The following is a 23,286-nucleotide window of genomic DNA, read 5'->3' as shown; positions in this document are numbered from 1 at the left end:
CCTGCAAGCTCAGCCCAGCGGGAAGCGCAATTCCGCCCGAAGCCCGCCTGTCCCGCGATTCGCGAGCGTCAGGCTTCCCCCTTCCGCCTCGGCGATCGCGCGGGCGAGAGTGAGGCCGAGCCCTGCGCCGCCGGTGGCGCGGTTGCGTGAGCCCTCGCCGCGGGCGAAGGGCTGCATCATCGCCTCGATTCTCTCCTCGGCAATGCCGGGGCCTTCGTCCTCCACCGCGATCACCGCCTGGCCGGAGCCCTGGGTGTTGCCCTGCGCGATCTCCCGGGCGAGCGTGATCCGCGCCCCGCCGCCATAGCGCACGGCGTTCGAGACGATATTGCGCAGCGCTCGCTTGGCCCATGTCTCGCGCAGGGAGGCGACGATCCGAGGCGCACCTTCGGGCCGTTCCAGTTCGACCGGCGCGCCGAGATCCTCGAATTCCTCGGCCACGGATCCGGCAAGGGCGGCGAGGTCGACCGCTTCCGCCGCGCCGTGCGAATGGCCGATGCGGGCGAGCGCGAGGATGTCGTCGAGCGTGCGGGTGATGTCCTCGATGCTCCCGGCCATGCGTTCGCGCTGGGCCTCGTCGGGCACGCTTTCGATTCGCACCCGCAGCGCGGCGAGCGGGGTCTTGAGATCGTGCCCGATCGCACCGAGCATGACGTCCTTTTCATCGAGCAGCGCGGCGATGCGCGCTTCCATCGCGTTGTACGCGGCGATCAGGCGGCGGGTGTCGGCCGGCCCGCTTGGAGCGATCACTTCGGCCCGTCCCGGTGCGCGCGAGAAATCGGCAAGGCGCGTGGTCAGCGCGGCGAGCGGGCGGGTGATGCGCCTGAGGACGAGATAGAGCAGCGCGACGAGCACGGCAAGGATCACCGCGGTCTGGAACAGGATGGTCGCAAGGCCCCCGCGCCGACGTTCGGGCACGGCAAGGCGCACGGTAATCCAATCGCCGCTTGCCGGGCGTTCGATGGCGGCAATGGCGATGGTCTTCTCCTCCCAGTCGCTCGCACGCAGGCGGGGAAGGCGCTGGACGAGCGCGCGGACGAAGGCATCGTCCCCCGCGCGGCGCTCGGCCACACGGATGTCCGCCGCCGCGATGCCCTGCGCCGCCAGCACTTCGGCGAGCGCGGCCTCGTAGTCCGCGCTGCGCGATCCTGCAGGCAGCGATGGCGGGGTGGGGCCGCGCTCGGCGGGAATTCGGCCCCGGCCGGAAAAGGGCGGGCGGCCCGGACTGCCGCGCCGCTCGCGCTCTCCCGCCCGGGCGCGGCGGCGTTGGCGGGCCTCGCGGCGTTCGGCGCGGGCGAGGATCTGCTCCTGCGACCGCCCGGCTTCGGCGATGAGGCGATAGGCGAGCGAGCTGACGATCGCCGCCTCGCGCCGTTCTTCAGAGGCGCGATAGAGCAGTGTCGCGGAGACCACCTGCGCGGCCAGCAGCCCCAGGGCGAGCATCGCCATGACCTGCCCGAGGAGGCTCTTGGGGAAAAGGCGCTTCACGCCGGGCTGTCCGGCGGCACGCGGCGGACCTCGGCGGCGAGGCGATAGCCGCCCCCGCGCACGGTCTGGATGAGCAGGGGGTTGCGGCTGTCGGTTTCGATCTTGCGGCGCAGGCGGCTGATCTGGTTGTCGACGGCGCGGTCGAACAGGTGCGCGCTGCGGCCCTGCACCATGTCGAGCAATTGGTCGCGGTCCATCACCGCGCGCGGGTGATCGAGCAGCGCGCGCAGGAGCCGGAATTCGGCGGTCGAGAGCGGCACAAGCACGCCTTCGGCATCGGTCAGCCTGCGTTTCAGGGGATCCAGCCGCCAGCCTTCGAAAAGGTAGTGCCAGTCCTGCGCTTCCTCCTGCGGGGAGCGCCCGCGCGCCACGCGGCGCAGGACGGTGCGGATGCGGGCGACAAGCTCGCGCGGCTCGAAGGGTTTGACGACATAATCGTCCGCGCCCAGTTCGAGCCCGACTATGCGGTCGGTCGGCTCGGTCCGGGCGGTGAGGAAGATGACCGGCACGCGGCGCGTCTCGACAAGGTGGCGGCACAGCGACAGGCCGTCCTCGCCCGGCATCATGATGTCGAGCAGGACAAGGTCGGGGACCTGCTCGGCCAGCCGTGCGCGCGCGGCCGCTGCGCTCTCGGCCTCGCTGACCGCGAAGCCCTGCCGGCCGAGATATTCGGCGAGCGGTTCGCGCAGGGAAGGCTCGTCATCGACGAGCAGGATGCGGGGCTGGTCGGTCGGCGCGGTCATCGGATGCAGTCATGAAAGGGGCGGCCCGGCGGCGCAAGCGGGTGGCCCGGCGCGTCGGGGCAGGCGCGCCGGGCCGGCGGACGGGCGAGCTTCACTCGCCGCCGCGTCGCTGCATCCGGGACTGCATCCTCTGCTGCCGCTGCGCCTTCATCGCGGCTTGGGCGGCGGCGCGCTCATCGGCGTCGATCGTCCCGGAGGAGTCGCTGTCGCGTTCGGCGAAGCGGGCTTCGACCATCGCATCGAATTCGGCCCGGCTGACCGCGCCGTCGCCATCGGCATCGGCGCGCGCGAGCATGGCCATGCCGCGACCGCCGCCGCCCATCCCGCGGCCCCCGCGCATCCCGCGATTGGCCTCCCGGGCTTCGCGCATGGCGGCAAGCTCGTCCTCGGACAGGCCGCCCGAACCGTCGGCATCGAAGCGTTGGATCATGCGGGCCTGCCGCGCGGCGGCGCCTTCACCGCCCCTTCCAACGCCTCGCCCGGCGCGGCCGCCCTGCCGGGATCCGCGCATGGCGGCCATTTCCTGGGCGGTGATTTCGCCATCGCCATCGCCATCGGCTCTGGCAAACATGCGGTCCTGCTGTGCAGCGCGGTCGGCCGCGTCGATCACCCCGTCGCCGTTGGCGTCCATCCGTTCGAAGCGCGTGGCCGCCCGGGCGCTGGCTTCCTCGAGGGTGACGACACCGTCGTCGTTGCTGTCGGCTGATTGGCGCGGGCCGTCCTGCGCGGCGGCATTCGTGCAGATGCTAAGCGCCAGCGCCGCGGTGGAAAGGGTGAGAGTCAGTCGTTTCATCGTGGTTCTCCAAAGGGGTAGTCGATGAAAAGCCTTCTAGAGCAGGCATGTCGCACGACTATGCCGGGCGTGGGCGAAAATGTCGCGGCTTGTATCGCGCGCGCGCTCGCGTTCACCCGGGAGCAAGCTCAGGCGGTTGGCTGGGTCATGCAGAAGACGTTGAGCTTGTTCCCGTCGGGATCGCGGAAATAGCCCGCATAGAAGCCGTCATCGCCGCGCGGGCCCGGTGCGCCTTCGTCGCTGCCGCCATGCGCAATGGCGGTGTCGTAGACCGCGTGAACCTTTTCCGGGTTGTCCACCATCAACGCGACCATCGTGCCGTTGCCCACGCTCGCTCGATTGCCGTCGAACGGCTTGGTCGCGGCGATCGCGGCCTGCGGCGATTGCATGTCGCCCCAGGCGATGAACTGGTCGAATTCCATCATCCGGCCGACGCCCCAGTGCCTGGCGAGTGCATCATAGAATTGCGCCGCGCGAGGCAGGTCGTTGGTGCCGAGTGTCACATAGCCGATCATGTCCTGTTCCTCCCATGGTCGAGCACCGGAAGGGCGACTCGTTCCACGTGGAACATTACAGGAACATTGACATCGCGGCAATCACCGGGCGAGCGGCTGCGTCTCGCGCTCGAGCCATTCGATATCCTCTCCCGAAAGACGCGGGGCGACGATCTCGCGCACCTTTGCATGATAGGCGTCGAGCCAGTCGATTTCCGTTTCGGTCAGCAAAGCGGGCTCGATCAGCCGCCGGTCGATCGGCACGAAAGTCAGCGTCTCGAAACCGAGCCATTCGCCTTCCGCGCCCTCGATGTGCTTGGGCACGATAAGCACGAGATTCTCGATCCGGATGCCGAACGCATCGGCCTTGTAATAACCCGGCTCGTTCGAGCAGATCATGCCTGCGAAGAGCTCCTGCCCGGTCCCGGACTGCCCGCCCGCATGCTTGGCGATGCGCTGCGGGCCTTCGTGGACGCCGAGGAAGCTGCCGACGCCGTGGCCGGTGCCGTGGGCGTAATCGACGCCCGCTTCCCAGAGATATTGCCGTGCGAAGCTGTCGAGCTGGCCGCCGCTGGTCCCCTGCGGGAAGATCGCGCGGTCGATCTGGATGTGGCCCTTGAGCACGCGGGTGAAGCGGTCCTTCATCTCCGCCGTCGGCTCCGCGCCTCCGGGGGTGTCGATCCACACCGTGCGGGTGATGTCGGTCGTGCCCGCGGGATATTGCCCGCCCGAATCGCAAAGGAAGATCGAGCCGGGAGGAATCGTGATGTTGCTGTCCTCGTCCACCCGGTAATGCGGCAGCGCGGCATGGCCCGCGGCGGCCGAGATCGTGTCGAAGCTCGTATCGCGCAGGTCGCCATGTTCGCGGCGGAACTCTTCCAGTTTCGCAGCGGCGGAAAGCTCGTCGACCTCGCCCTTGGGAGCGTTCTCATCGATCCAGCGCAGGAAGCGCGACACCGCTGCCCCGTCGGCGGCCTGCGCATCGCGGTGGCCCTGCCGTTCGGCCTCGTTCTTGATCGCTTTCGCAAGGATCGTCGGGTCCTGCCGGAAGGCGACATCGGCTCCCCCCGCGCGCAGGGCCTGGGCGATGCCGGCAACGCCGAAATCGGGATCGACGCTGACGCGCTTGCCCTTCATCTGCCTGAGCGCACTTTCGAATTCCGCGCGGTCGCGGATCGTGACCGCATTGCCGAGATGCTTGGACAGCTCCGGCGTGACCTTGCCCGGCGCGATGAACAGGTCCGCATGGCCGTCCTCGTGGGCGATGACATAGGCATGGGAAACGGGCGTGTGCGACACGTCGGTCCCGCGAATATTGAGTAGCCATGCGACCGAATCGAGGGCGGGGACCACGACCGCATCGAGGCCGTTCTGTGCAAGCCAGTCGGCGACCTCGCCGCGTTTGTCGGCGGAGGCGCGCCCGGCTAGCGTGTCCTCATGGACCATCGCCTGTGCCGGCGAGGGTTCGGGCCGGTCGGCCCAGACCGCGTCGATCGGATTGGAGTCGGTGGACACGAGCGCGATGTCACTGCCTTCGAGCTCGCGCTCCAGCTTGTCGACCCAGCCCTGCGTGTGAAGCCACGGATCATAGGCGATGTGCTGGCCCTTCTCCGCCGCGCCCTTGAGCCAGTCGGCAAGGCTGTCCTTGGGGATATTGCGGTATTCGAACAGCGAATTGTCGACCTGCCCTTTCACCTGCACGGTGTAGCGCCCGTCGACGAAGATCGCCGCATGAGTCTGAGTCACCGCGGCAAAGCCCGCCGAGCCGCCGAAGCCGGTCAGCCAATGGAGCCGCTGCGCGTAATCGCCGACATACTCGCTCATGTGTTCGTCGGATATCGGAATGACGAATCCAGCCAGGTTGCGGCGCTTCAATTCCTCGCGCAGCGCCTTGAGGCGCGCTTCGTGTGTCTGCATCAGCATGGGCGAATTCCTGTTCGTGTTCGCGCGCGCCGGTCCCTTGTCGCGCGGCCGTGTTCGTCTAAATGGCAACATAGACCGCGTGATCGCGGCTTTCCACCCGTGCTCCCGTTCCGGAGCCGCCTTTGAGCACAGGACAGCCTGCCATGACGATTTTCCGCCTCGCCTTGATCGCCGCCGCCGCCGCGCTCCTGTTCGCGCCCGCCGGGGGAGCCTTCGCCCGCGAGACAGCCCAAGACAGCAAGGACAAGACACCAGTGACAGCAGACAAGCCCGCGCCTACCTCTCCGCCGATCGCCGAAAAGCGCGAGCACAGCTACACCCGCCACGGGATCACGATCTCCGATCCCTATGACTGGCTTTACGACAAGTCCTACCCCGAGGTCGATGACACCGACGTGCTCGCCTATCTCGAAGCGGAGAACGCCTGGTTCGAAGCCAACATGGCCGCGCAGGAGCAATTCACCGAGGCGCTGTTCACCGAAATGCGCGCCCGGATAAAGGAGGACGACAGCACCGTGCCGCAGCGGCGCGGCGACTACCTTTACTGGTCCGAATTCGAGGAAGGCGCGCAGTATCGCAAGCATTACCGCAAGCCTGTCGGCGCGCCCGAAGATGCGCAGGGCACGTTGATCCTCGACGAGAACGAGCTGGCCGAGGGGCACGAATATTTCCGCCTCGGCGCGTTTTCGATCAGCCGGAGCGGGCGATGGCTCGCATATGCGACGGACACTGACGGCTCGGAACGCTATGTCGGGCGGATCAAGGATCTCGAGACGGGCGAATTGCTGCCCGACGAAATCCCCAACCTGCGCAGCGGGCTGACCTGGGTGATGGACGACAAAGCGCTGGTCTATGGCCCTTCGACCGAGGAGTGGCGCACCCTTGAGGCGAAGCTGCACGTGATCGGCCAGCCCGTTTCCGAGGACGTGACGCTGTACGAGGAAAAGGATGAAAGTTTCGGCGTGTCAGCCGGACTTTCGGCGCAGGAGGACTGGCTGATCATCGCCACCGGCGATCACGAAACGAGCGAGGTGCGGCTGGTCCCCACCGACGATCCGACAGCCGAGCCGATCCTCGTCAAGGCGCGGGAAAAGGGCGTCGAATACGATGTCGATGTGCGGGCCGGAGAAAACGGTGACGAATTGTTCGTGCTCACCAATGACGAGCACATCAATTTCCGCCTTGCGAAAGCGAGCATGGATGCACCGGGCGAATGGGAAACGGTGATCGCTGGGTCGGATGAATTCTATCTCACCGATTTCGAACTGTTCAAAGGCTTCTTTGTCACCGAAGGCCGCGAGGGCGGCCTCGACCAGATCCAGCTGCGCCAGTACGACGCGCCGGGCGAGGCGAAACCCATCGCCTTTGCCGAGGCGAGCTATGTCGCGGGCCTCACGAACAATCCCGAATACGACCAGACGAAGCTGCGCCTGTCCTATCAGAGCATGGTCACGCCTTCGACGGTCTACGATTACGACGTCGCGAGCGGTAGCCTCGAACGGCTCAAGCAGCAGGAAATCCCGAGCGGATACGACGCCTCGCAATATGTCACCGAGCGCCTGACGATCGAGGCGCGCGACGGGACGATGGTGCCGGTCAGCGTGGTGATGCGAAAGGACCGCGATGCGATCCTGAAGGCGCAGGGGATCGAGGGTGCAGGGCCGCTCCACCTCTATGCCTATGGCGCCTATGGCATCGCGATCCCGCCGGGCTTTTCGACCTCGCGGCTTTCGCTGATCGATCGCGGTTTCGCCTATGCCATCGCGCATATCCGCGGGGGCGATGATCTCGGGCGGCGCTGGTACCTGTCGGGCAAGCTCAATGAGCGAACCAACACGTTCAACGATTTCGTCGATGCCGGACGCGCCCTGATCGCGAAAGGCTATACCGAGGAAGGCATGGTCACGGCGAGCGGCGGTTCGGCGGGCGGCGAGCTGATGGGCGCGGTCGTCAACCAGGACCCGGCGCAATACGGTGCGGTGGTCGCGCACGTGCCCTTTGTCGACGTGCTGAACACCATGCTCAACAAGGATTTGCCGCTGACGCCGGGCGAATGGCCCGAATGGGGCAATCCGATCGAGAGCAAGCAGGCGTTTGCCTACATCCTGTCCTATTCGCCCTATGACCAGGTGAGCGCGCAGGATTACCCGCCCATGCTGGTGACCGCGGGGCTGAATGACCCGCGCGTGACCTATTGGGAACCGGCCAAGTGGGTTGCCAAGCTGCGCGACACCAAGACCGACGACAACATCCTGCTGCTCAAGACCAATATGGGCGCAGGCCATGGCGGCAAGTCGGGGCGGTGGAATTCGCTCTACGAAACGGCGGAGGAATTCGCCTTCATCCTGTGGCAGATGGGCATGGCATCGGAATCCGAAGAGAAGCAGGGCGGGTGAGCGAAGCGCCCACCTTCAAACGCGATTTCATTGCCGAGCCGCAGCACATCGACGCACTCGGCCACGTCAACAATTCGGTCTGGGTGCAATGGATCCAGGACCTCGCCACCGCGCATTGGGAAGCGGCGGCCCAGCCGGAGCATGTCGCGGCCTTTGTCTGGGTCGTGATCCGCCACGAGATCGACTATCGCGGCAATATCGAGGCGGGCGAAACCGCGCATGGCAAAACCTGGATCGAAGGCGATCCGAAAGGGGCGAAATCGCTCCGCCGCGTGGAATTCACCAATGATGCGGGCAAGCGGCTGGTGAGCGCGGCGACGACATGGGCGATGCTCGACCGCGAGACGGGGCGGCTCGCCCGCGTGCGCGAAAAAGTGATTGCGCCTTTTCGCGCGCCCGCTGGCTAGGCCGCCGCGCCCGCATTGTCGCCGGCCGCACCCGCCTTGGCCCGGCCTGTCGGAGCGCTGTCGAACAGGGTGAGCTTTTCATAGCTCATCCGGTTGCGGCCCGAGGCCTTGGCCTCGTACATCAGCGCGTCAGCGCGGGCGTAGAAATCCTCGAAGGTCAGCGCATGGGCCGAAGCGCGCGGCAATTCGAGCACGCCCATGCTTGCGGTCACCGGCTCGCCCAGCCCCGGCACTTCGGAGGCAATCCGCAGGGGGATCGAGCGGCGCATGTTCTCCGCCCGCTCGAGCGTGCGCGCGCCGCGCAGGAGGACCACGAATTCCTCCCCGCCGAGCCGAGCCGCGACCGAATCCCGGTCCCCCGCTGCGCCCAGCGCCGCCGCGCAGGCAATCAGCGCGCCGTCGCCGACCTGGTGGCCGTGGCGGTCGTTGACATGCTTGAACCGGTCGAGATCGACCAGTGCGAACGTGTCGAAACCCTGCGCCAGCAGTTCGACGAACCGCGATTCCAACGCGCGGCGGTTCATCAGGCCCGTCAGCGCATCGCGCGAGGAAAGCTGCTCCAGCATCCGCGCCTCGCCCAGCGCCGCGTCGCGCTCGCGGCGGATCGCGAGGAAGCGGTCGGCGATCGCGAGGCTCATCACGATCACCTCGATCGCGGTTGCGACATAGAGCATCTGGTCGAGGCTCGACGGGCCGACATACAGGCCGAGCCCGCGCAGCGCCCGCTCGATCGAAGCAAGGATCAGCGGTGCCCAGGCCACGGCGAGATAGCGCGCCGAGCGGCTGCCCCGCATCATCGCGCGCGCGATCGCGAAAGTGGTGAGGATTGCCGCCGGCATCATGGCGAGGAAATAGCCGCGATCGTCGACCGGCTGCGACCAGTGGAACTGGAAGGCGAAGAAGCCCGGCACCGCCAGCGTCCACAGCCCTGCCGCGATGGTAAGACGGCGCATGAAGGGCGATTGCGCGTCGCGTTCGAGGAATTCGGCGAGGAACAGCGCCGACAGCCCGCAGCCTATCGCCCAGGCGAGCGGCGCGACCACCGAGACGATCGCGACCGGCATGGTCCAGAACACGTTCACCAGCCCGCCCGCGAACAGGACATAGACCATCATCGCCACGACCATGCCCGCATGCAGCGCGACGAAGCGCTCGCGCAGGACGACGAAGAAGCTCAGGTCGAAGAAAAGCGGCAGGATCAGCATGCCGATGACCATCGCAAGCAGCATCATTTCCTCGCTCGACCAGCCCGCATCCTCGGCGTCGTAGATCAGCCGTGCTTCGGACAGGAGCGGGACCGAATGGGGCCGCTCGACCCGCGCGATGAGGGCGCGGGTCTCCTCGCGGATTTCGGGCAGGGGCAGGTCGAAAACCGGCCCGGCGACGAGCGGGCGGGCCTCGTCCTCGCCGAAAGCGCGGATGCGCAGCGTGCCGTCCGCATCGAGCGCGGCGAAGGTGATCGAACGATGGCGCGCGATGCGGGTGAAGAAATGGCGCGGACGCTCTTCCCCGAGCCAGCTTTCCGCCTCGAAGCGCAGCCATGCGACCGGCCGGTCGGCACGCGGTGCGGAACCGTCGCAGGTCCATGCCTCTTGGTCGGCCATGGCCCGGATCGTGGTGTCGGTGCCGGAGGCCGCGTGGCAGGTCGGCGCGAAGGCGGGATGGGCCGACCGGACCGCACCGGGCCCCGCGGCGAGGGGGGCCTGATCGCCATGCGTGGCCGACGCGCCGGAGGGCATGGCGAACATCGTCGCCAGCAGCGCCGCAAGCGCGGCGACCCTCCGCAAAAAGGATGCGCGTCCCATGCTCCCACGATAGGCCGAAAGCCCTTACGATGCCCTTAAACCCGGGCTCGCAGAACCGGCCCCATCCTGTCGCCATGCCAGGCGATCGTCAGACGCGGACCGGCCCCTGGCAACGCGCCGGGCGGGAGACATGCAGATAGGGCTGGCGGGACGGGGACAAGGCCCTTATGCGCGGCCCGGCCCGCCCGCGTCACGGACGTGTCACAAGCCGCTTCTAGCGCCGTTTGAGGCTTTTATCGAACGTCCAGATCCTGCGTAACTCCAGGCGAAAACCATGCCCCTTGCCCCTTCCCAGCGCACTCCTGCCCTGCGCCGTCTCGCCCGCACAGCCCTCGCTCCCGCTTTGCTCGGTGGCCTGCTGGTCCTCGGCGGTTGCGGCGGCACGGGTGCGGGTTCGCGCGATTCGATTCGCGCGGTCGGGTCCTCGACCGTCTATCCCTTTGCCAAGCAGGTCGCCGAAAGCTTCGCCCGCTCCTATCCCGAATACAAATCGCCGCTGATCGAATCGACCGGGACGGGCGGCGGGATCCAGCTGTTCTGTTCGGGCGTCGGCGCGGACACGCCGGACATGGCCAACGCCTCGCGCCGGATGAAGGCGAGCGAATTCGACAAATGCCTCGGCAACGGGGTCGAGGACATCATCGAACTGCAGGTCGGGCTCGACGGCATCGCCTTCGCGTCCAAGAAGGGCGGGATCGACCTCAACCTGTCGCCGAAAATCGTCTACGAGGCGCTTGCCGCGAACCCTTATGGCGGCGAGCAAACCAGCGAGACATGGGCCGATGTCGATCCCGCGCTGCCCGACGTGCCGATCCTCGTCTACGGTCCGCCCAGCACCAGCGGCACGCGCGATGCGCTCAAGGAACTGGTGCTCGAGGCCGGCTGCGATACCGATCCGGCGATGGAGGCGCTCAAGGAAACCGATCCCGACCGCCACCAGCAGATCTGCACCGAGGTGCGCTCGGACGGGGCCTATTCCGACCAGGGCGAACAGGACAATCTCATCGTCCAGAAGATCGAGGCCAATCCCCGCTCGGTCGGCATTTTCGGCTATTCCTATCTCGAGGAGAATCTCGACAAGGTCGAAGGTCTGCCGATGAACGGGGTCGACCCGACCTACGATAACATTGCGAGCTTCGATTATCCCGGCGCGCGTCCGCTCTACGTATACGTCAAGAAAGCGCATATGCGCGCGATCCCGGGGCTCGGGGAATATCTCCTCGAATGGACCGAGACCTGGGACGCCGACGGCCCGCTCGCGGCGGTCGGACTGGTCGCCTCGCCGCCCGAAGTGCGCGCGGCCAATGCCCGCAAGATCGACGAGCGCATCACCATGACCCGCGCGGACCTGACCGGCGAAAGCGAGCCGGAAGAGCCCGCCACCGAAACCGCCGGGTAATTCGTCCGCCAGCCATTCAGATCACACCCACTTTCCAACGTTCCGGGAGGCCCCCATGACCGCCAAGATTTTCCACACCAAGGCCCTTCTCGCGGCCGCCTCGATCGGCCTGCTCGCCGCCTGCGGGGGCGGGGAAGAGGATACCGGGCCCGAGGCGATCAGCATCGTCGGCTCGTCCACCGTCTATCCCTTCGCCCAGAAAGTCGCCGCCGATTACGTGACGGCGAACGAAGGCGCGGCCGATCCGCTGATCGAATCGACCGGGACCGGCGAGGGGATCGAGGTGTTTTGCGCGGGCACGGGCCCCGACACGCCCGACATCGTCAACGCCTCGCGCCGCATGCACTCGTCCGAATTCAACCGCTGCCGTAACAACGGGGTCGAGGAGATCGTCGAGATCAAGATCGGCCGCGACGGTATCGCCTTCGTATCGGCTGTCGACGAGGGGGTCGAGCTCGAGCTGACGCCGGACATCGTCTACCGCGCGATCGCCGCCAATCCCTTCGGCGGGGAACAGGAAAACGAGAACTGGTCCGATATCGACGGCTCGCTGCCCGATGCGCCGATCATCGTCTACGGGCCGCCGGCAAGCTCGGGCACGCGCGAAGCGATGCAGAAGCTGGTGATGGAACCCGCCTGCATCGCGAATGCCGAAATGGCCGCGCTCGAGGAAAGCGACGATGCCGCCTTCATCCGCAATTGCGATGCGCTGCGCGGCGATGGGGCCTATAGCGAGCAGGGCGAGAAGGACGATCTCATCGTCCGCAAGGTCGCCAACAATCCGCGCGCGGTCGGCGTGTTCGGCTATTCCTATCTCGAGGAGAACCAGGACCTCGTCAAACCGCTGCCGATGAACGGCGTCGTGCCGAGCGCCGAGACGATCGCCGACGGCTCCTATCCCGCCTCGCGCCCGCTCTACATCTACGTCAAGAAAGCGCATGTCGGCGTGACTCCGGGGCTGGAGGATTTTGTCGCGCAATGGGCGGAAAGCTGGGGCGAAGGCGGGCCGCTCGTCGAGATCGGCCTGGTCCCCGCCACGGCCGAAGCGCAGGCCGAAAGCGCGGCAGCGGCCGAAAGCCTCGCCGCGATGACCGGGGACGAACTCGAGTAAGGCGTCCGCGAAGGGCTTGGCGCTTTGCCTGCACCGTCCTAATCCTTCTGGGATGGTGACGGGCAGGATCGCACGCTGGCACGAAGCCGGGCTGATCGATGCGGAAACGCGCGACCGGCTCGTCGCTTATGAGGACGAGCATTCGCGCCCGCTCGCCCTGTGGGCGGTGTTCGGGATCGGAGCGCTGGCGATCGGGCTTGGGCTTGTCTCGCTGGTTGCGGCGAACTGGGAGGCCGTGCCGGGACAGGTGCGCCTTGCGCTCCACCTCGCCCTGATCGCGGGGGCGTTCGCGGGGCTGTGGTTGCGCGAGGACCGGCTGGCCGCAGCGTCCCCGTGGACGGTCGAGGCGCTGGTCTTCGTGACGGCCGCGCTCGGCCTTACCTTTTTCGGTCATCTCGGGCAGGTCTACCAGACCAGCGCGCCGCTGTGGGAGCCGCTCGCCGGGTGGCTTCTTTTGTTCGGACCGCTGATGCTGCTCACGGGGCGGGCATGGCCCGTCGCGGCGGCGCTGGTGGGCGGAGCGATCTGGTGCGCGTGGGAATACAATTTCGCCGCATCCGGCCTGATTCGCCGCGCTTCGAACGAGGAGCCGCCCTATCTCGGCATGGCGCTGGCGACGGCTTTGCCCGTCCTCTTCGCCCCGCTCGGCGCATTCCTGCGAGCGCGCAGCGCGCGGCCCGATTTCTGGCGGCGGCTCGAACAGCTCGCGCTCGTCTATGCAGTCGCGGGTGCTTCGATCATGGCCGCGCTCGCCAGCCTCGGCGCGTTCGATACGGCGGACGGGCCGCTCGACATGCCGAGCCAGCTGGTGCGCGGGGCTGTCGGCCTTGTCGCCGGGGTTGCCGTCGCGGTGCTCCGGCCCGGACTGTCGGGCCGGATGTCCGGCGCGATCATGGGCGGCGCGGGTGTGCTCGTCGCAGTGGCCTCCGTCGCGAATGACATCGACCTTCTCGCCGCGGCGTTGTTCATGGCGCTGTGGGCGGGGATCGCCGCGGCGGCCCTGATCGCGGGGTGGCGCGGCGTTTTCCAGCTCGCCGTCGGGGTTATCGCGCTGCGGCTCATCGTGCTCAGTTTCGAACTGGCGAGCGACCTGCTGCTGAGCGGGTTCGGCCTGGTCCTGTCGGGCCTGCTGGTTCTCGGCATAGCCTGGTGCGCATGGCGCGTGAGCCGCCGCTTCGCACCCGACGAGGCGGGGAAGGCAGAGTGACGCTATCCCGCCTCGCCGCCATGCTGCTGCCGCTCGCCGGGCTGGCCGGCCTGTGGGCGTGGAGCGACCGCGTCTCGCGGCAGGGCACCGAATGGGAGGTGCCGGTGGCGGGTTATGACCCGCGTGACCTGCTGCGCGGGCACTATGTCGAATTCACCTATGACTGGCCGATTCGCGAGGAGGCGCAGGCCGTGGACGGCCCGCCCCTCTTTCGCCCGCCCAGGCAGGCACTGTGTTTGTCCGGCAATCCGCCCGAGATCGCGCAGGCCGTGCCCTTCGATCCGGGCGATCAAGCCGCATTCGAGGCCTGCGCGCATCCGCTGATCGCCGATCTGAGCGGAATCTATGGTCCGGCGGGTCTGCGTACTGGGCGGCTCTATCTCGATCAGTACAAGGCGGCGATGATCCAGGCGCAATTACGTGACGGCGACCAGCGCGGGATCGTGACGATCCGCCAGCGCGAGGACGGCAGTTTCACGCCCATCGCGATCCGCTTTCGCCCCTTGAGCGAGGCCGAGCGCGCCGAGCGCGAGACCGTTCGCCCTGCAGCCCCGCCGATCATGGTCGAACCGGAACCAGCCACCAACGAATAGGGCGGGAGTCGCCTGTGCGACCCCCGCCCCTGTTCGACTCTCGCGGCAGCCCGGCCTAGTTACCGAAACGCGCCGTCAGCTGAACGCCGTAGAATTGCGGCTCGGCCGGAATGAAGGTCGGGATGCCGAAAGCCCCGCCGGTATTGCCCGCATCGAGCAGGTATTCCTCGTCGAAGGCGTTGCGGATGAACCCGGCAAGCTCGAACCGCTCGTCGGCGAAGGAGACACCGGCGCGCGCATTGACCAGCGTCACCGCTTCCTGGCTGATGAGCGGATTGTTCGGAACTTCGAAGAAGATCCGGCTGCGATGGGTCACGCTCGGCGTCGCGAAGAAGCGGATGTCGTCCGTGATCGGATAGTCGATCGTCAGGCCGCCCGAGGCCTGCCATTCCGGCTGCAGGCGGAAACGCGCGCCCGAAAAGGCCGGGGAGAACGCTCCGTCCTCGTCGATGCCGCCATCGATGAAGCCGAAATTGCCGAAGACTTGCAGCCAGTCGGCCACGTCCACGGCAAGCTCGCCTTCGACGCCGAGATTGCTTGCGCTGCCCGCGCTCGCGGTGATGAAGGCACCGGTCGGATTGCCCTGGGCATCGAGCTCCGCGACCGAGACCTGGAAGTCGTCATAGACCTGGTAATAGACACCGAGCGAGCCGGAGACGGGCCCGGTGGCGAACTTGATACCGCCTTCGTAGTTCCACACGACTTCCTCGGGGATGGTCGTGTCGCCCCCGGCATTGACCTGAACCACCGGCGAGCGGCGGCCCTTCGACACGGTGGCGAAGACGTTCACATTGTCGGTGATCCGGTAGAGCGCGTTGAAACGCGGCAGGACGGCCTGGAACCGCTCTTCGGCGGTGATGGTCTGGCCGTTGGTGTCGACCTGTCCGGGGATGAGCGGAGCGCCGCTCAGCACCGAATTCGGAACGTCCGCGCGGAAACCCGACTGGCGGTATTCCTGCAGGAAGCGCACGCCCGCGGTCAGCTCGAGCGCATCGGTGGCGATCCAGGTCGCATCGGCGAAGACCGAATAGGCCTCGTTGCGGCCCTGGTTCTCGAAGACCGAGGAGTAGGGGATGGCCTGAGCCGCGCCGCCCGTCGCAAGGCCCGTCACCGCAGAGGCGGGGACGCTGCCATCGGGCGCGACGCAGGGAATGCCCGGGATGAGCGGCGCGCCGAACAGCGTGGTGAGGCACTGGAGATAGGTGCCTTCCTCGGTCGCGAAGGGCACGTTCTGGATGCCGTCCTCGATGAACATGTTCCAGCCCATGCTCGCGCGCAGGTCGCTGCCCGAATAGGTGAAACGGCCTTCGTGGCTGAACTGCCAGCCTTCGGCGATTTCGGTGAATTCGAGGAAGGGCGCGGCACTGCCGTCGGCATCGAACACTTCGCGGCTGTCGAATTCGCGGTAGCCGTTGACCGTGGTGAAGGTCCAGTCGTCGGAGAAGGCGTATTCGGCGGTGAGGTTGAGGTCGTAGACTTCGCGGTTGAGGCCGAGCTGGTCATCGCCCAGCACCGCCGCGCCTTCAGGATAACCGCCGAGATTGGCGGGTTCGAAGGCATTGGCGGGCCCACCCGGCGCGCCGGCGAAGCCCGGGAAAGTGCCCGAGATGAACGGCGTGCCGCCATTCCTCTGCTGGTCGTAGGTCGCAATCAGGTCGAGCGTGAAGTCCGGGTTGGGCGTGTAGCGGACCGAACCGCGCACGCCGAGCTGGTCCTGCGCGTAGAGGTCTTCCTCCTGGTTCGGGCTCAGATTTTCGACATAGCCGTCGCGGGTCCGCCATTCGAAGGCGAGGCGCGCCGCCAGAACGTCGGAGCCGGCATTGATGTGACCGCCCAGCAGCGTCTGGTTGAAATTGCCGTAGCCGCCGCGGATCTCGCCCGAGAAACCCTCGCGCGGGCGGGCCGAGACGAGGCTGATCGCGCCGACCGCCGAGGCCGTGCCGAACAGGGTCGCCTGCGGGCCCTTGATCACCTCGACCCGTTCAAGGTCGTAGATGGCCTGGTAGGAACCGCGCGAGCGCGAGATGTCGACGCCGTTGTAATAGAGCGTGACGCGCGGACCCTGCTGGGCCGAGCCCGAGTCCGAGGTGATCCCGCGGATGACGATGCCGGGATTGTTGGCGCTCTGCTCCTGGATGTTGAGGCCGGGGATGTAGTTCGAAAGCTCGTCGAGATCGGTGACGCCGAGTTCCTCGATCCGTTCACCGCTGGTGGCCGAGATGGTGATCGGCACGTCGAGCGCGCGCTGCTCGACTTTCTGCGCGGTGACGATGATCTGGTTGCCGTATTCCTCGTCCGGGGCGACTTCGGCGCGCGACTGCGCCTGCGCCGCCTGCGGCATCGCGGCAAGGGTCGTGGCGAGGGCGAGGATCGAGACGGAGCGTGCCGGGACGGCACGCCGGGATGTAATGCGGAGCATGGGGAAGCATCCTTGATTTCCAAGAAGGGAGAGGAGCTTCCCCGTGCCAGCACAGCATGACGATGCTGCGACCGCGAAGTGTCAGTGCGATTGCAGCCGCATTACACTTTCATGATGTTGCCGCTTTGCATCGCGCGAAGGGCATCAGATCGGATTGCCGTCCTGGTCGCGGAAGATTTCGCGCCGGCCGACATGGTTGGCGGGGCCGACGAGGCCCTCGCCCTCCATCCGCTCGATCCATTTCGCCGCAGTGTTGTAGCCCACGCCCATCTGGCGCTGGAGCCATGAGCCCGACGCCTTCTGGTTCTCGATCACGATCTGGCAGGCCTGGCGGTACTTGCGCTCTTCCGGGTTGTCGCTGGCGGTGAGCTCGTCCTCGAACATCAGGCCGCCGCCGTCCTCGGGTTCCTCGGTGACGGCATCGACATATTGCGGCGTTCCCTGCGCACGCCAGAAATCGGCCACGCGTTCGACCTCCTCGTCGCTGACGAAAGGCCCGTGGACGCGCACGAGAGCTCCGGTATTGGGCTTGTAGAGCATGTCGCCCTTGCCCAGCAGCTGTTCCGCGCCCTGTTCGCCGAGGATGGTGCGGCTGTCGATCCGGCTCGTCACCTTGAAGCTGATGCGGGTCGGCAGGTTCGCCTTGATCACGCCGGTGATGACATCGACGCTGGGGCGCTGCGTCGCCATGATGAGGTGGATGCCGGCCGCGCGCGATTTCTGCGAAAGGCGCTGGATCAGGACCTCGATCTCCTTGCCCACCGTGACCATCAGGTCGGCGAGTTCATCGACGATCAGGACGATCTGCGGAAGCGGTTCGTAATCGAGCTGTTCTTCCTCGTAGATCTCGTCGCCGGTTTCGGGGTCGAAGCCCGCCTGCACGCGGCGGCCCAGCGGCTTGCCCTTGGCGATGGCGGCGCGGACCTTGTCGTTGAAGGAGTTGATGTTGCGCGAATTGATCGAGCTCATCATGCGATAGCGCCGCTCCATCTCCTCGACCGCCCATTTGAGCGCACGCACCGACTTGTGCGGCTCGGTCACAACGGGGGAGAGCAGGTGCGGGATATCGTCATAGCTCTTCAGCTCGAGCACCTTGGGATCGATCAGGATCAGGCGGCAATCGGCCGGCGTGAAGGTGTAGAGCAGCGACAGCAGGATGCAGTTCAGCCCGACCGACTTGCCCGATCCGGTGGTCCCGGCGACCAGCAGGTGCGGCATTGCGGCAAGGTCGGCGATGATCGGTTCGCCGGCAATGTCCTTGCCGAGGATGATCGGCAGGTTCCCCTTGGCCTCGGCAAAGGCGGTGCAGGCGGCGAGTTCCTTGAGCGAGACCATCTGCCGGTCGGCATTCGGCAGTTCGATCCCCATGACGGTGCGCCCGGGGATCGCCGAAACGCGCGCGGAGACGGCGCTCATGTTGCGGGCGATGTCCTCGGCGAGCCCAACGACGCGCGCGGCCTTGATGCCGGGGGCGGGTTCCAGTTCGTACATGGTCACGACCGGTCCGGTGCGCACCGCGGTGATCTCGCCCTTGACGTTGAAATCGCCCAGCACGTTTTCGAGCAGGCGGGCATTGCGTTCGAGCGCGAGCTTGTCGAGCTTGGGCCCGGCATCCTCCGGCGCGTCTTCGAGCAGGTCGAGGCCAGGCAGTTCGAAATCGGCGAACATGTCGCGCTGGCTTGCCCGGGCGGCGGCGCTCGAGGCGCGCGGGGGCGGGGCGGAAGGATCGACGATCTCGGGCGCGCGGCGCGGTTCCGCCTCCGGCGTGGCCTTCGTTTCCGGGCGCGGCTCGGGCGCGGCCCTGCGCGGCGCGCGCAGCGCGGGGTCCTCTTCGTCCTCCGCCCCATCGAAGGTCAAGCGCCGCCGATCGTTCGGGCGCAGGAAAGCCGGCAGGCGGGCCGTGAGCGCTGGGCCGAGCGAGGCTCCGCCGAGGAAATTCGGCAGCGAGAGCAGCACGCGCCAGTCGATCGCGAATATGCGCGTCAGCAGTGCCGCGGCCCCGGCGAGGCAGGCGGTCGCAAGGCCGAGCGTGACCCATCCCGCCGAATCGCCGGCAAGGCGCGCGGCCACCGCTTCGATCACCCCCGCCCCGATGAGCCCGGCCACGCCCCCTGCCTGCGCGGGCAGCGTGCCAGTGGGCCGGTCGAAAATCAGGGCGAGAACGGTACCCAGCAGCATCATGGCGACCAGCAGCATCGCCGCCGGCAGCCACCAGCGGGTACGCTCCGCGCTTTCGTCGTCGATTTCGATGTCGCGCCACAGGCGGCGGGCGGAGACATAGAGCAGCGGCAGCAACAGGTAGGCCGCGAAGCCGAAGGCGAACAGCGCGCGGTCGGCGACCCATGCGCCGGTGAGCCCCATCCAGTTCGTGACGCTTTCCGGCGCGGCGGCGGTCGACGGGCTCGGATCGGTCTGGGCGTAGCTGACGAGCGCGAGCGTGAGGAAGGCGAGCGCGGCAAGCAGCACCCCCGCGCCCGCCATCTGCGCGGCGCGGCGCAGGCTGCGGCGCAGGCCTGCGCGCCATTCGGCATCGGATTTGCGGGTCGTCATCGCGCGGCTGGCCACGGTTCGCCTCCCAAAGTCGACGGGGCACGGGTTTCGACCATGAATCCTCGGCGAGTCCGGGTCAAGCCGCCTGCGACGGGACGCGCGTTTCAACTGAGCCCGTCGATCGCCGCCCAGCGCCGCCATCCGAGCCGCCGCGCGCCCTCCCCGTCCATCCCCCCAAGCGCGATGACGGGAACCTGCGCGCGCGCCGCCAGCAGGCGGAAGCGCGCCGGGCCGAGGCTCGGCGCGCCGGGATGCGAGCGCGTGGCGAAGACCGGCGAAATCAGCACCGCGTCCGCGCCGAGCCGGTTCGCAACGCCGATTTCGGCAAGATCATGGGCGGTGGCGAGATAGAGCAGGCCGGCGCGTCTAGGCCAGAGTGCGCGAGGGCTCCCGTACATCCCGTCCGCGCCCCATTCGCGCGCCGTGAGGGCGCTGTCCGCAAGCATGACGAGATGCCCGCGCGCGCGGGCAGTCCGGCGCAGCGCGAGAAACCGGGCGAGCCGTTCCGGTCCGTCGAGGTGGTAGTGGCGATAAATGAACCCGCTGCCGCGCGGCAGCCGCGCGAGCGCCTCCTCCAGGACTGCATCGTTCCGGGCATCGGAGAGCAGCCAGATCGCCGGAAGGGTCGTTGCATCGCGCACGCCCTCGCTATAGCTCCGCCGCATGGAAAACGCAGCCTCCCGCCTCGCGCAAGTCGAAGGCAATATCGCGCGCATCTGCAAGCCCGCCCGGCGCGAGCCCGAGGACGTCACCCTGATCGCGGTCTCGAAGACGCATCCCGCCGAGCGGATCGTGCCCCTGCTCGAAGCCGGGCAGCGCGTCTTCGGCGAAAACCGCGTGCAGGAAGCGCAGGGCAAGTGGCCGCAGCTGCGCGAAGAATGGCCGGATGTGGAGCTCCACCTGATCGGGCAATTGCAATCGAACAAGGCCGAGGATGCGGTCGCGCTGTTCGACTGCATCCATTCGCTCGACCGGCCGAGCCTCCTCAAGGCGCTCGCCAAGGCGATGGACAAGGCGGGCAGGCGCGTGCCGTGCTTCGTCCAGGTCAATATCGGCGACGAGGACCAGAAGGGCGGCTGTCCGATCGGCGAGGTGCAGGCCTTTCTCGAAAAGGTGCGCGCCGCCGATATCCCGCTCGCCGGCCTGATGTGCATTCCCCCCGCCGATACCGAGCCCGCGCCGTTCTTCGCGCTGCTGGCAAAGCTTGCTCGCGAAAACGGCCTGGACGGCCTGAGCATGGGCATGAGCGGCGATTACGAGACCGCAGTGCAACTGGGCGCCACCCATGTGCGGGTGGGGACCGCCCTGTTCGGCGCCCGCCAAAAGCCCTGACATCCAACGAAAAAGGGACGCTCCCTCGCGGAAGCGCCCCTCTTCTTGAAATCCCCGGTCGCGGAGCGACCGCAAGGCCAAGCGGCCGCCCCGCAGCGGGCGCAGCTATGCTGCGCGTCTAGCGAGGACGATCGCGCGCATGCGCGATCACCCCAGAAACGCAGCGAACGCAAGGCCAAGCGGCCGCCCCGCAGCGGGCGCAGCTATGCTGCGCGTCCAGCAAGGATCGCACCCGCGGATGCGGGTGCGACAATCAAAATTCGAACATCGCCTCGATGCCGATATTCCGCCCGCGCTGCAGCGGCGAAAGCGTGCCGCCCGTCGGGTTGTTGGCGAAAGGCTGGCGAACGCCGGTGCTGCGCGGCCCGCCGAAGGGCAGCTGCGTGTCGCCGCCGGCCTGCACCTGGTCGAACAGGTTGCGCCCATAGACCGAGAGCGAGAAGCCGTCGATCGGGGTCACCCAGGTGATGTTCGCCTCGAGATTCGAGATGTCCTGGATCCAGCCGAGATTGTCGTCGGTGAAAGCGAATTCGTCGCGATACTGGTAATTCACGCGCGTCACGATCTCGCTGGTGTCGCCGAGATAGAGCTCGTGGATGAACCCGACGCCCCAGGTCACCGAGGGGATGCGCGGGATGCGCAGGTCGAAATCGGCATCGTCGATCACCCCGTCGCCCGAAATGTCGAACAGAAGCTCGTCATAGTCGTCGTCGATGATGCCGACATTGGCGTTGAAGACGAGCGTGTCGGTCAGCCGGATCGTGCTTTCCGCCTCGAAACCGCTGATGGTCGCATCGGCGGTGTTGAGGATGTTCTGCACCACGCCCGCGCCCGGATCGGCGACGTTCACTTCGCGCTGCATGTCCTTCACCTTGGTCACGTAACCCGCGACGTTAAGGGTGAAGACCCCGTCATAGGTCTGGAACTTGCCGCCGATCTCGAAGGTGTCGACCTGTTCCTCGTCGAAGTTCAGGCTGTTCGTAAGCGCGAAGGCATTGTTGAAACCACCGATGTCCGTGATCCGGAAATTGTAGCCGCCCGAACGAAAGCCGCGGCTCCAGGACGCGTAGACCTGGCTGTTCGCGAATTCGTATTGCAGGCCGAGGCGGGGCGACAGGTTGCGGAACCGCACGCGATCGGTAAAGCCATCGGTTTCGGTCGCCGGATCGAACGGCTGGGTGCCGGTCGGGCAGGTCCCGCCGACGACCGAGCAGGGCGTGCGCGGCAGAATGTAGGTGACCGCCGCATCCTTGGTTTCCTGGTTCCAGCGGATACCCGCGAGCAGCGAGACGTTGTCGACGAATTCCCAGTTCGCGTTCGCAAACACCCCGATCACTTCGTGATCTTGCCGGCCGCCGCCGAAGAATTCCGGCGGCTGGGCGGCGGGGGGAAGGTCGCGGCGCAATTCGCGGCCTTCGTCATAGGCGAGCGTCTGGTCGAACCAGAACCCGCCCACCGTCAGGTCGACCCGGTCGGTCGAGACCGCATAGCGCAGCTCGTTCGAATACTGTTCCTGTTCGGTCAAGGTGTTGGAGTGGAACAGGAACACCGGCGTGGAGTCGATGTCGCCGCGGGTGCGCGCGGTGTAGTCGCGGTAGCCGAAGATGTTGGTCAGCGTGCCCGGGCCGATATCCCAGTCGACCGTAAGCGAGCCGGTCCAGATCTCGGTGTCGTAGAAGCCCGGCTCGTCGATCGCGAAATCGAATGTGTCGCGCTCGAAGAAGCCGCGGTTCTGGCCCGAGGGGCCATCGCCCTCGGAATCGAAATAGTCGCCCTTGGCCCGGATCGTCAGGTCGCCGAGCCGCGCCTCGAGCGCACCGCGCAGGATATAGGTCTGCGCCGCGCCGTGATTCGATCCGTCGAACAGGTTGGTGAAATAGCCTTCGTCCTCGTTGTAATAGGCGCCGACCTTGAACAGCAGCTTGTCCTCGATGATCGGGCCGGAGATGACGCCGCTCGCGGTGTAGTTCGCACCGCCGCGACCGCCATCGAGCGCCGGGCCGTCGACCGCCGCGCGGAACTTGCCTTGGAACTCCTCGGTCGGGTTGCCGGTGTTGATGACGACCGCGCCGCCGGTCACGTTGCGGCCGAACAGCACGCCCTGCGGCCCGCGCAGGATTTCCACGCTGTCGAGGTCGAACAGGTCGAACACGACCCCGCCATTGATGCCGAGATAGACCCCGTCGACGAACACGCCGACGGTTGGGTCGATCGAGGGAATCGAGGAATTGATGCCGAGACCGCGGATCGAGAAGTTGGCCGTGCCGCGGCTGGTCCCGATCTGGTCGAGGCTGACATTGGGCGACTGGAATTGCAGGCCTTGGATGTCGCGGATCTTGTAGGCCTCCAGCGTCGCTTCGCCGAATGCGGTGACGGCGAGCGGCACGTCCTGCACATCTTCGGCGTTCTGCGTCTTGGTCGCGGTAACAACGATCGCGTTCAGCCCTTCGAGCGTGCCCTGGCGGCGTTCGCCCGCCTGTTCCTCCTGCCCGGTGGCCTGATCGTCGGTGTCGGCGTCGGTATCCTGGGCCTGCGCGGCGAAAGGCATCAGTGCGCAGGAAGACAGCAGCAGCGCGAGGCCGCGCCGCGAAACGGTTCGATACGTCATGAAACAAGCTCTCCCTTT

Annotated in this window: 17 protein-coding genes; 7 read left to right on the top strand and 10 right to left on the bottom strand. The window is 67.0% G+C overall.

Features of this window, described 5'->3' with window-relative positions; genetic code table 11:
- Positions 1–9: 9 nt before the first annotated feature.
- The 5 genes from RIB52_RS09895 to RIB52_RS09875 form a co-directional block, all read right to left on the bottom strand.
- Entirely contained in the window at positions 10–1,488 is a 1,479-nt protein-coding gene (locus RIB52_RS09895) for a sensor histidine kinase (RefSeq protein ID WP_350175258.1), read from the bottom strand.
- Complete coding sequence (locus tag RIB52_RS09890) at positions 1,485–2,231, bottom strand: response regulator (protein WP_350175257.1); 747 nt, start codon at positions 2,229–2,231, stop codon at positions 1,485–1,487. The genes RIB52_RS09895 and RIB52_RS09890 overlap by 4 nt, the downstream gene beginning before the upstream one ends.
- 91 nt (positions 2,232–2,322) lie before the next feature.
- Positions 2,323–3,024 carry an EF-hand domain-containing protein gene (locus RIB52_RS09885; protein WP_350175256.1) on the bottom strand — a complete coding sequence of 234 codons (702 nt, stop codon included), beginning with the start codon at positions 3,022–3,024 and terminating at the stop codon, positions 2,323–2,325.
- Positions 3,025–3,152: 128 nt separating this feature from the next.
- Complete coding sequence (locus RIB52_RS09880; RefSeq protein ID WP_350175255.1) at positions 3,153–3,539, bottom strand: VOC family protein; 387 nt, start codon at positions 3,537–3,539, stop codon at positions 3,153–3,155.
- 81 nt (positions 3,540–3,620) lie between these two features.
- Complete coding sequence (locus RIB52_RS09875) at positions 3,621–5,441, bottom strand: aminopeptidase P family protein (protein ID WP_350175254.1); 1,821 nt, start codon at positions 5,439–5,441, stop codon at positions 3,621–3,623.
- Positions 5,442–5,584: 143 nt separating this feature from the next.
- On the opposite strand from RIB52_RS09875, the gene RIB52_RS09870 reads away from it, so the two are divergent.
- Positions 5,585–7,837 carry a S9 family peptidase gene (locus tag RIB52_RS09870; protein WP_350175253.1) on the top strand — a complete coding sequence of 751 codons (2,253 nt, stop codon included), beginning with the start codon at positions 5,585–5,587 and terminating at the stop codon, positions 7,835–7,837.
- Complete coding sequence (locus RIB52_RS09865) at positions 7,834–8,244, top strand: acyl-CoA thioesterase (protein ID WP_350175252.1); 411 nt, start codon at positions 7,834–7,836, stop codon at positions 8,242–8,244. Before RIB52_RS09870 ends, RIB52_RS09865 begins: the two co-directional genes overlap by 4 nt.
- Here the strand turns inward: RIB52_RS09865 and RIB52_RS09860 are convergent.
- Positions 8,241–10,049, bottom strand: a complete 1,809-nt coding sequence (locus RIB52_RS09860; RefSeq protein ID WP_350175251.1) for a sensor domain-containing diguanylate cyclase — start codon at positions 10,047–10,049, stop codon at positions 8,241–8,243. The genes RIB52_RS09865 and RIB52_RS09860 overlap by 4 nt on opposite strands.
- A 274-nt stretch (positions 10,050–10,323) precedes the next feature.
- On the opposite strand from RIB52_RS09860, the gene RIB52_RS09855 reads away from it, so the two are divergent.
- From RIB52_RS09855 to RIB52_RS09840, 4 genes are read left to right on the top strand one after another with little or no spacing between them, the layout of a single operon-like run.
- Positions 10,324–11,448 carry a substrate-binding domain-containing protein gene (locus RIB52_RS09855; RefSeq protein ID WP_350175250.1) on the top strand — a complete coding sequence of 375 codons (1,125 nt, stop codon included), beginning with the start codon at positions 10,324–10,326 and terminating at the stop codon, positions 11,446–11,448.
- Between the two features lie 55 nt (positions 11,449–11,503).
- Positions 11,504–12,559: a substrate-binding domain-containing protein gene (locus RIB52_RS09850; protein WP_350175249.1), complete on the top strand. Its 1,056-nt coding sequence runs from the start codon at positions 11,504–11,506 to the stop codon at positions 12,557–12,559.
- Positions 12,560–12,611: 52 nt separating this feature from the next.
- Entirely contained in the window at positions 12,612–13,766 is a 1,155-nt protein-coding gene (locus RIB52_RS09845; RefSeq protein ID WP_350175248.1) for a DUF2157 domain-containing protein, read from the top strand.
- On the top strand, positions 13,763–14,359 hold the full coding sequence (locus tag RIB52_RS09840; RefSeq protein ID WP_350175247.1) for a GDYXXLXY domain-containing protein: 597 nt from the start codon (positions 13,763–13,765) through the stop codon (positions 14,357–14,359). The genes RIB52_RS09845 and RIB52_RS09840 overlap by 4 nt, the downstream gene beginning before the upstream one ends.
- A gap of 55 nt (positions 14,360–14,414) precedes the next feature.
- Here the strand turns inward: RIB52_RS09840 and RIB52_RS09835 are convergent, their stop codons facing one another.
- The 3 genes from RIB52_RS09835 to RIB52_RS09825 form a co-directional block, all read right to left on the bottom strand.
- Positions 14,415–16,778 (bottom strand): TonB-dependent receptor, encoded by a 2,364-nt coding sequence (locus RIB52_RS09835; RefSeq protein WP_350175246.1) that lies wholly within the window; start codon positions 16,776–16,778, stop codon positions 14,415–14,417.
- A gap of 144 nt (positions 16,779–16,922) precedes the next feature.
- Entirely contained in the window at positions 16,923–19,328 is a 2,406-nt protein-coding gene (locus tag RIB52_RS09830) for an FtsK/SpoIIIE family DNA translocase (protein ID WP_350175310.1), read from the bottom strand.
- Positions 19,329–19,432: 104 nt separating this feature from the next.
- Complete coding sequence (locus RIB52_RS09825; RefSeq protein ID WP_350175245.1) at positions 19,433–19,993, bottom strand: thiamine phosphate synthase; 561 nt, start codon at positions 19,991–19,993, stop codon at positions 19,433–19,435.
- Between RIB52_RS09825 and RIB52_RS09820 the strand changes: the two genes are divergently transcribed.
- Positions 19,992–20,660, top strand: coding sequence for a YggS family pyridoxal phosphate-dependent enzyme (locus RIB52_RS09820; protein WP_350175244.1), 669 nt, complete (start codon positions 19,992–19,994; stop codon positions 20,658–20,660). The genes RIB52_RS09825 and RIB52_RS09820 overlap by 2 nt on opposite strands.
- Positions 20,661–20,913: 253 nt before the next feature.
- On the opposite strand, the gene RIB52_RS09815 is transcribed toward RIB52_RS09820, so the two are convergent.
- Positions 20,914–23,268 (bottom strand): TonB-dependent receptor, encoded by a 2,355-nt coding sequence (locus RIB52_RS09815; RefSeq protein ID WP_350175243.1) that lies wholly within the window; start codon positions 23,266–23,268, stop codon positions 20,914–20,916.
- Positions 23,269–23,286: the final 18 nt, after the last annotated feature.

This window comes from Erythrobacter sp. (assembly GCF_040217515.1).
GTDB lineage: Bacteria > Pseudomonadota > Alphaproteobacteria > Sphingomonadales > Sphingomonadaceae > Erythrobacter.
The sequence above is the reverse complement of the archived record's forward strand: the minus strand, read 5'-3'. Positions and strand labels throughout refer to the sequence as shown.

Bases quoted from the DNA above. Each gene is read 5' to 3' on its own strand.
- RIB52_RS09825 (WP_350175245.1), bottom strand. From the start codon at position 19,993: ATGCGGCGGAGCTATAGCGAGGGCGTGCGCGATGCAACGACCCTTCCG.
- RIB52_RS09845 (WP_350175248.1), top strand. From the start codon at position 12,612: ATGGTGACGGGCAGGATCGCACGCTGGCACGAAGCCGGGCTGATCGAT.
- RIB52_RS09855 (WP_350175250.1), top strand. From the start codon at position 10,324: ATGCCCCTTGCCCCTTCCCAGCGCACTCCTGCCCTGCGCCGTCTCGCC.
- RIB52_RS09860 (WP_350175251.1), bottom strand. From the start codon at position 10,049: ATGGGACGCGCATCCTTTTTGCGGAGGGTCGCCGCGCTTGCGGCGCTG.
- RIB52_RS09890 (WP_350175257.1), bottom strand. From the start codon at position 2,231: ATGACCGCGCCGACCGACCAGCCCCGCATCCTGCTCGTCGATGACGAG.
- RIB52_RS09875 (WP_350175254.1), bottom strand. From the start codon at position 5,441: ATGCTGATGCAGACACACGAAGCGCGCCTCAAGGCGCTGCGCGAGGAA.
- RIB52_RS09835 (WP_350175246.1), bottom strand. From the start codon at position 16,778: ATGCTCCGCATTACATCCCGGCGTGCCGTCCCGGCACGCTCCGTCTCG.
- RIB52_RS09820 (WP_350175244.1), top strand. From the start codon at position 19,992: ATGGAAAACGCAGCCTCCCGCCTCGCGCAAGTCGAAGGCAATATCGCG.
- RIB52_RS09850 (WP_350175249.1), top strand. From the start codon at position 11,504: ATGACCGCCAAGATTTTCCACACCAAGGCCCTTCTCGCGGCCGCCTCG.
- RIB52_RS09815 (WP_350175243.1), bottom strand. From the start codon at position 23,268: ATGACGTATCGAACCGTTTCGCGGCGCGGCCTCGCGCTGCTGCTGTCT.
- RIB52_RS09870 (WP_350175253.1), top strand. From the start codon at position 5,585: ATGACGATTTTCCGCCTCGCCTTGATCGCCGCCGCCGCCGCGCTCCTG.
- RIB52_RS09885 (WP_350175256.1), bottom strand. From the start codon at position 3,024: ATGAAACGACTGACTCTCACCCTTTCCACCGCGGCGCTGGCGCTTAGC.
- RIB52_RS09830 (WP_350175310.1), bottom strand. From the start codon at position 19,328: ATGACGACCCGCAAATCCGATGCCGAATGGCGCGCAGGCCTGCGCCGC.
- RIB52_RS09880 (WP_350175255.1), bottom strand. From the start codon at position 3,539: ATGATCGGCTATGTGACACTCGGCACCAACGACCTGCCTCGCGCGGCG.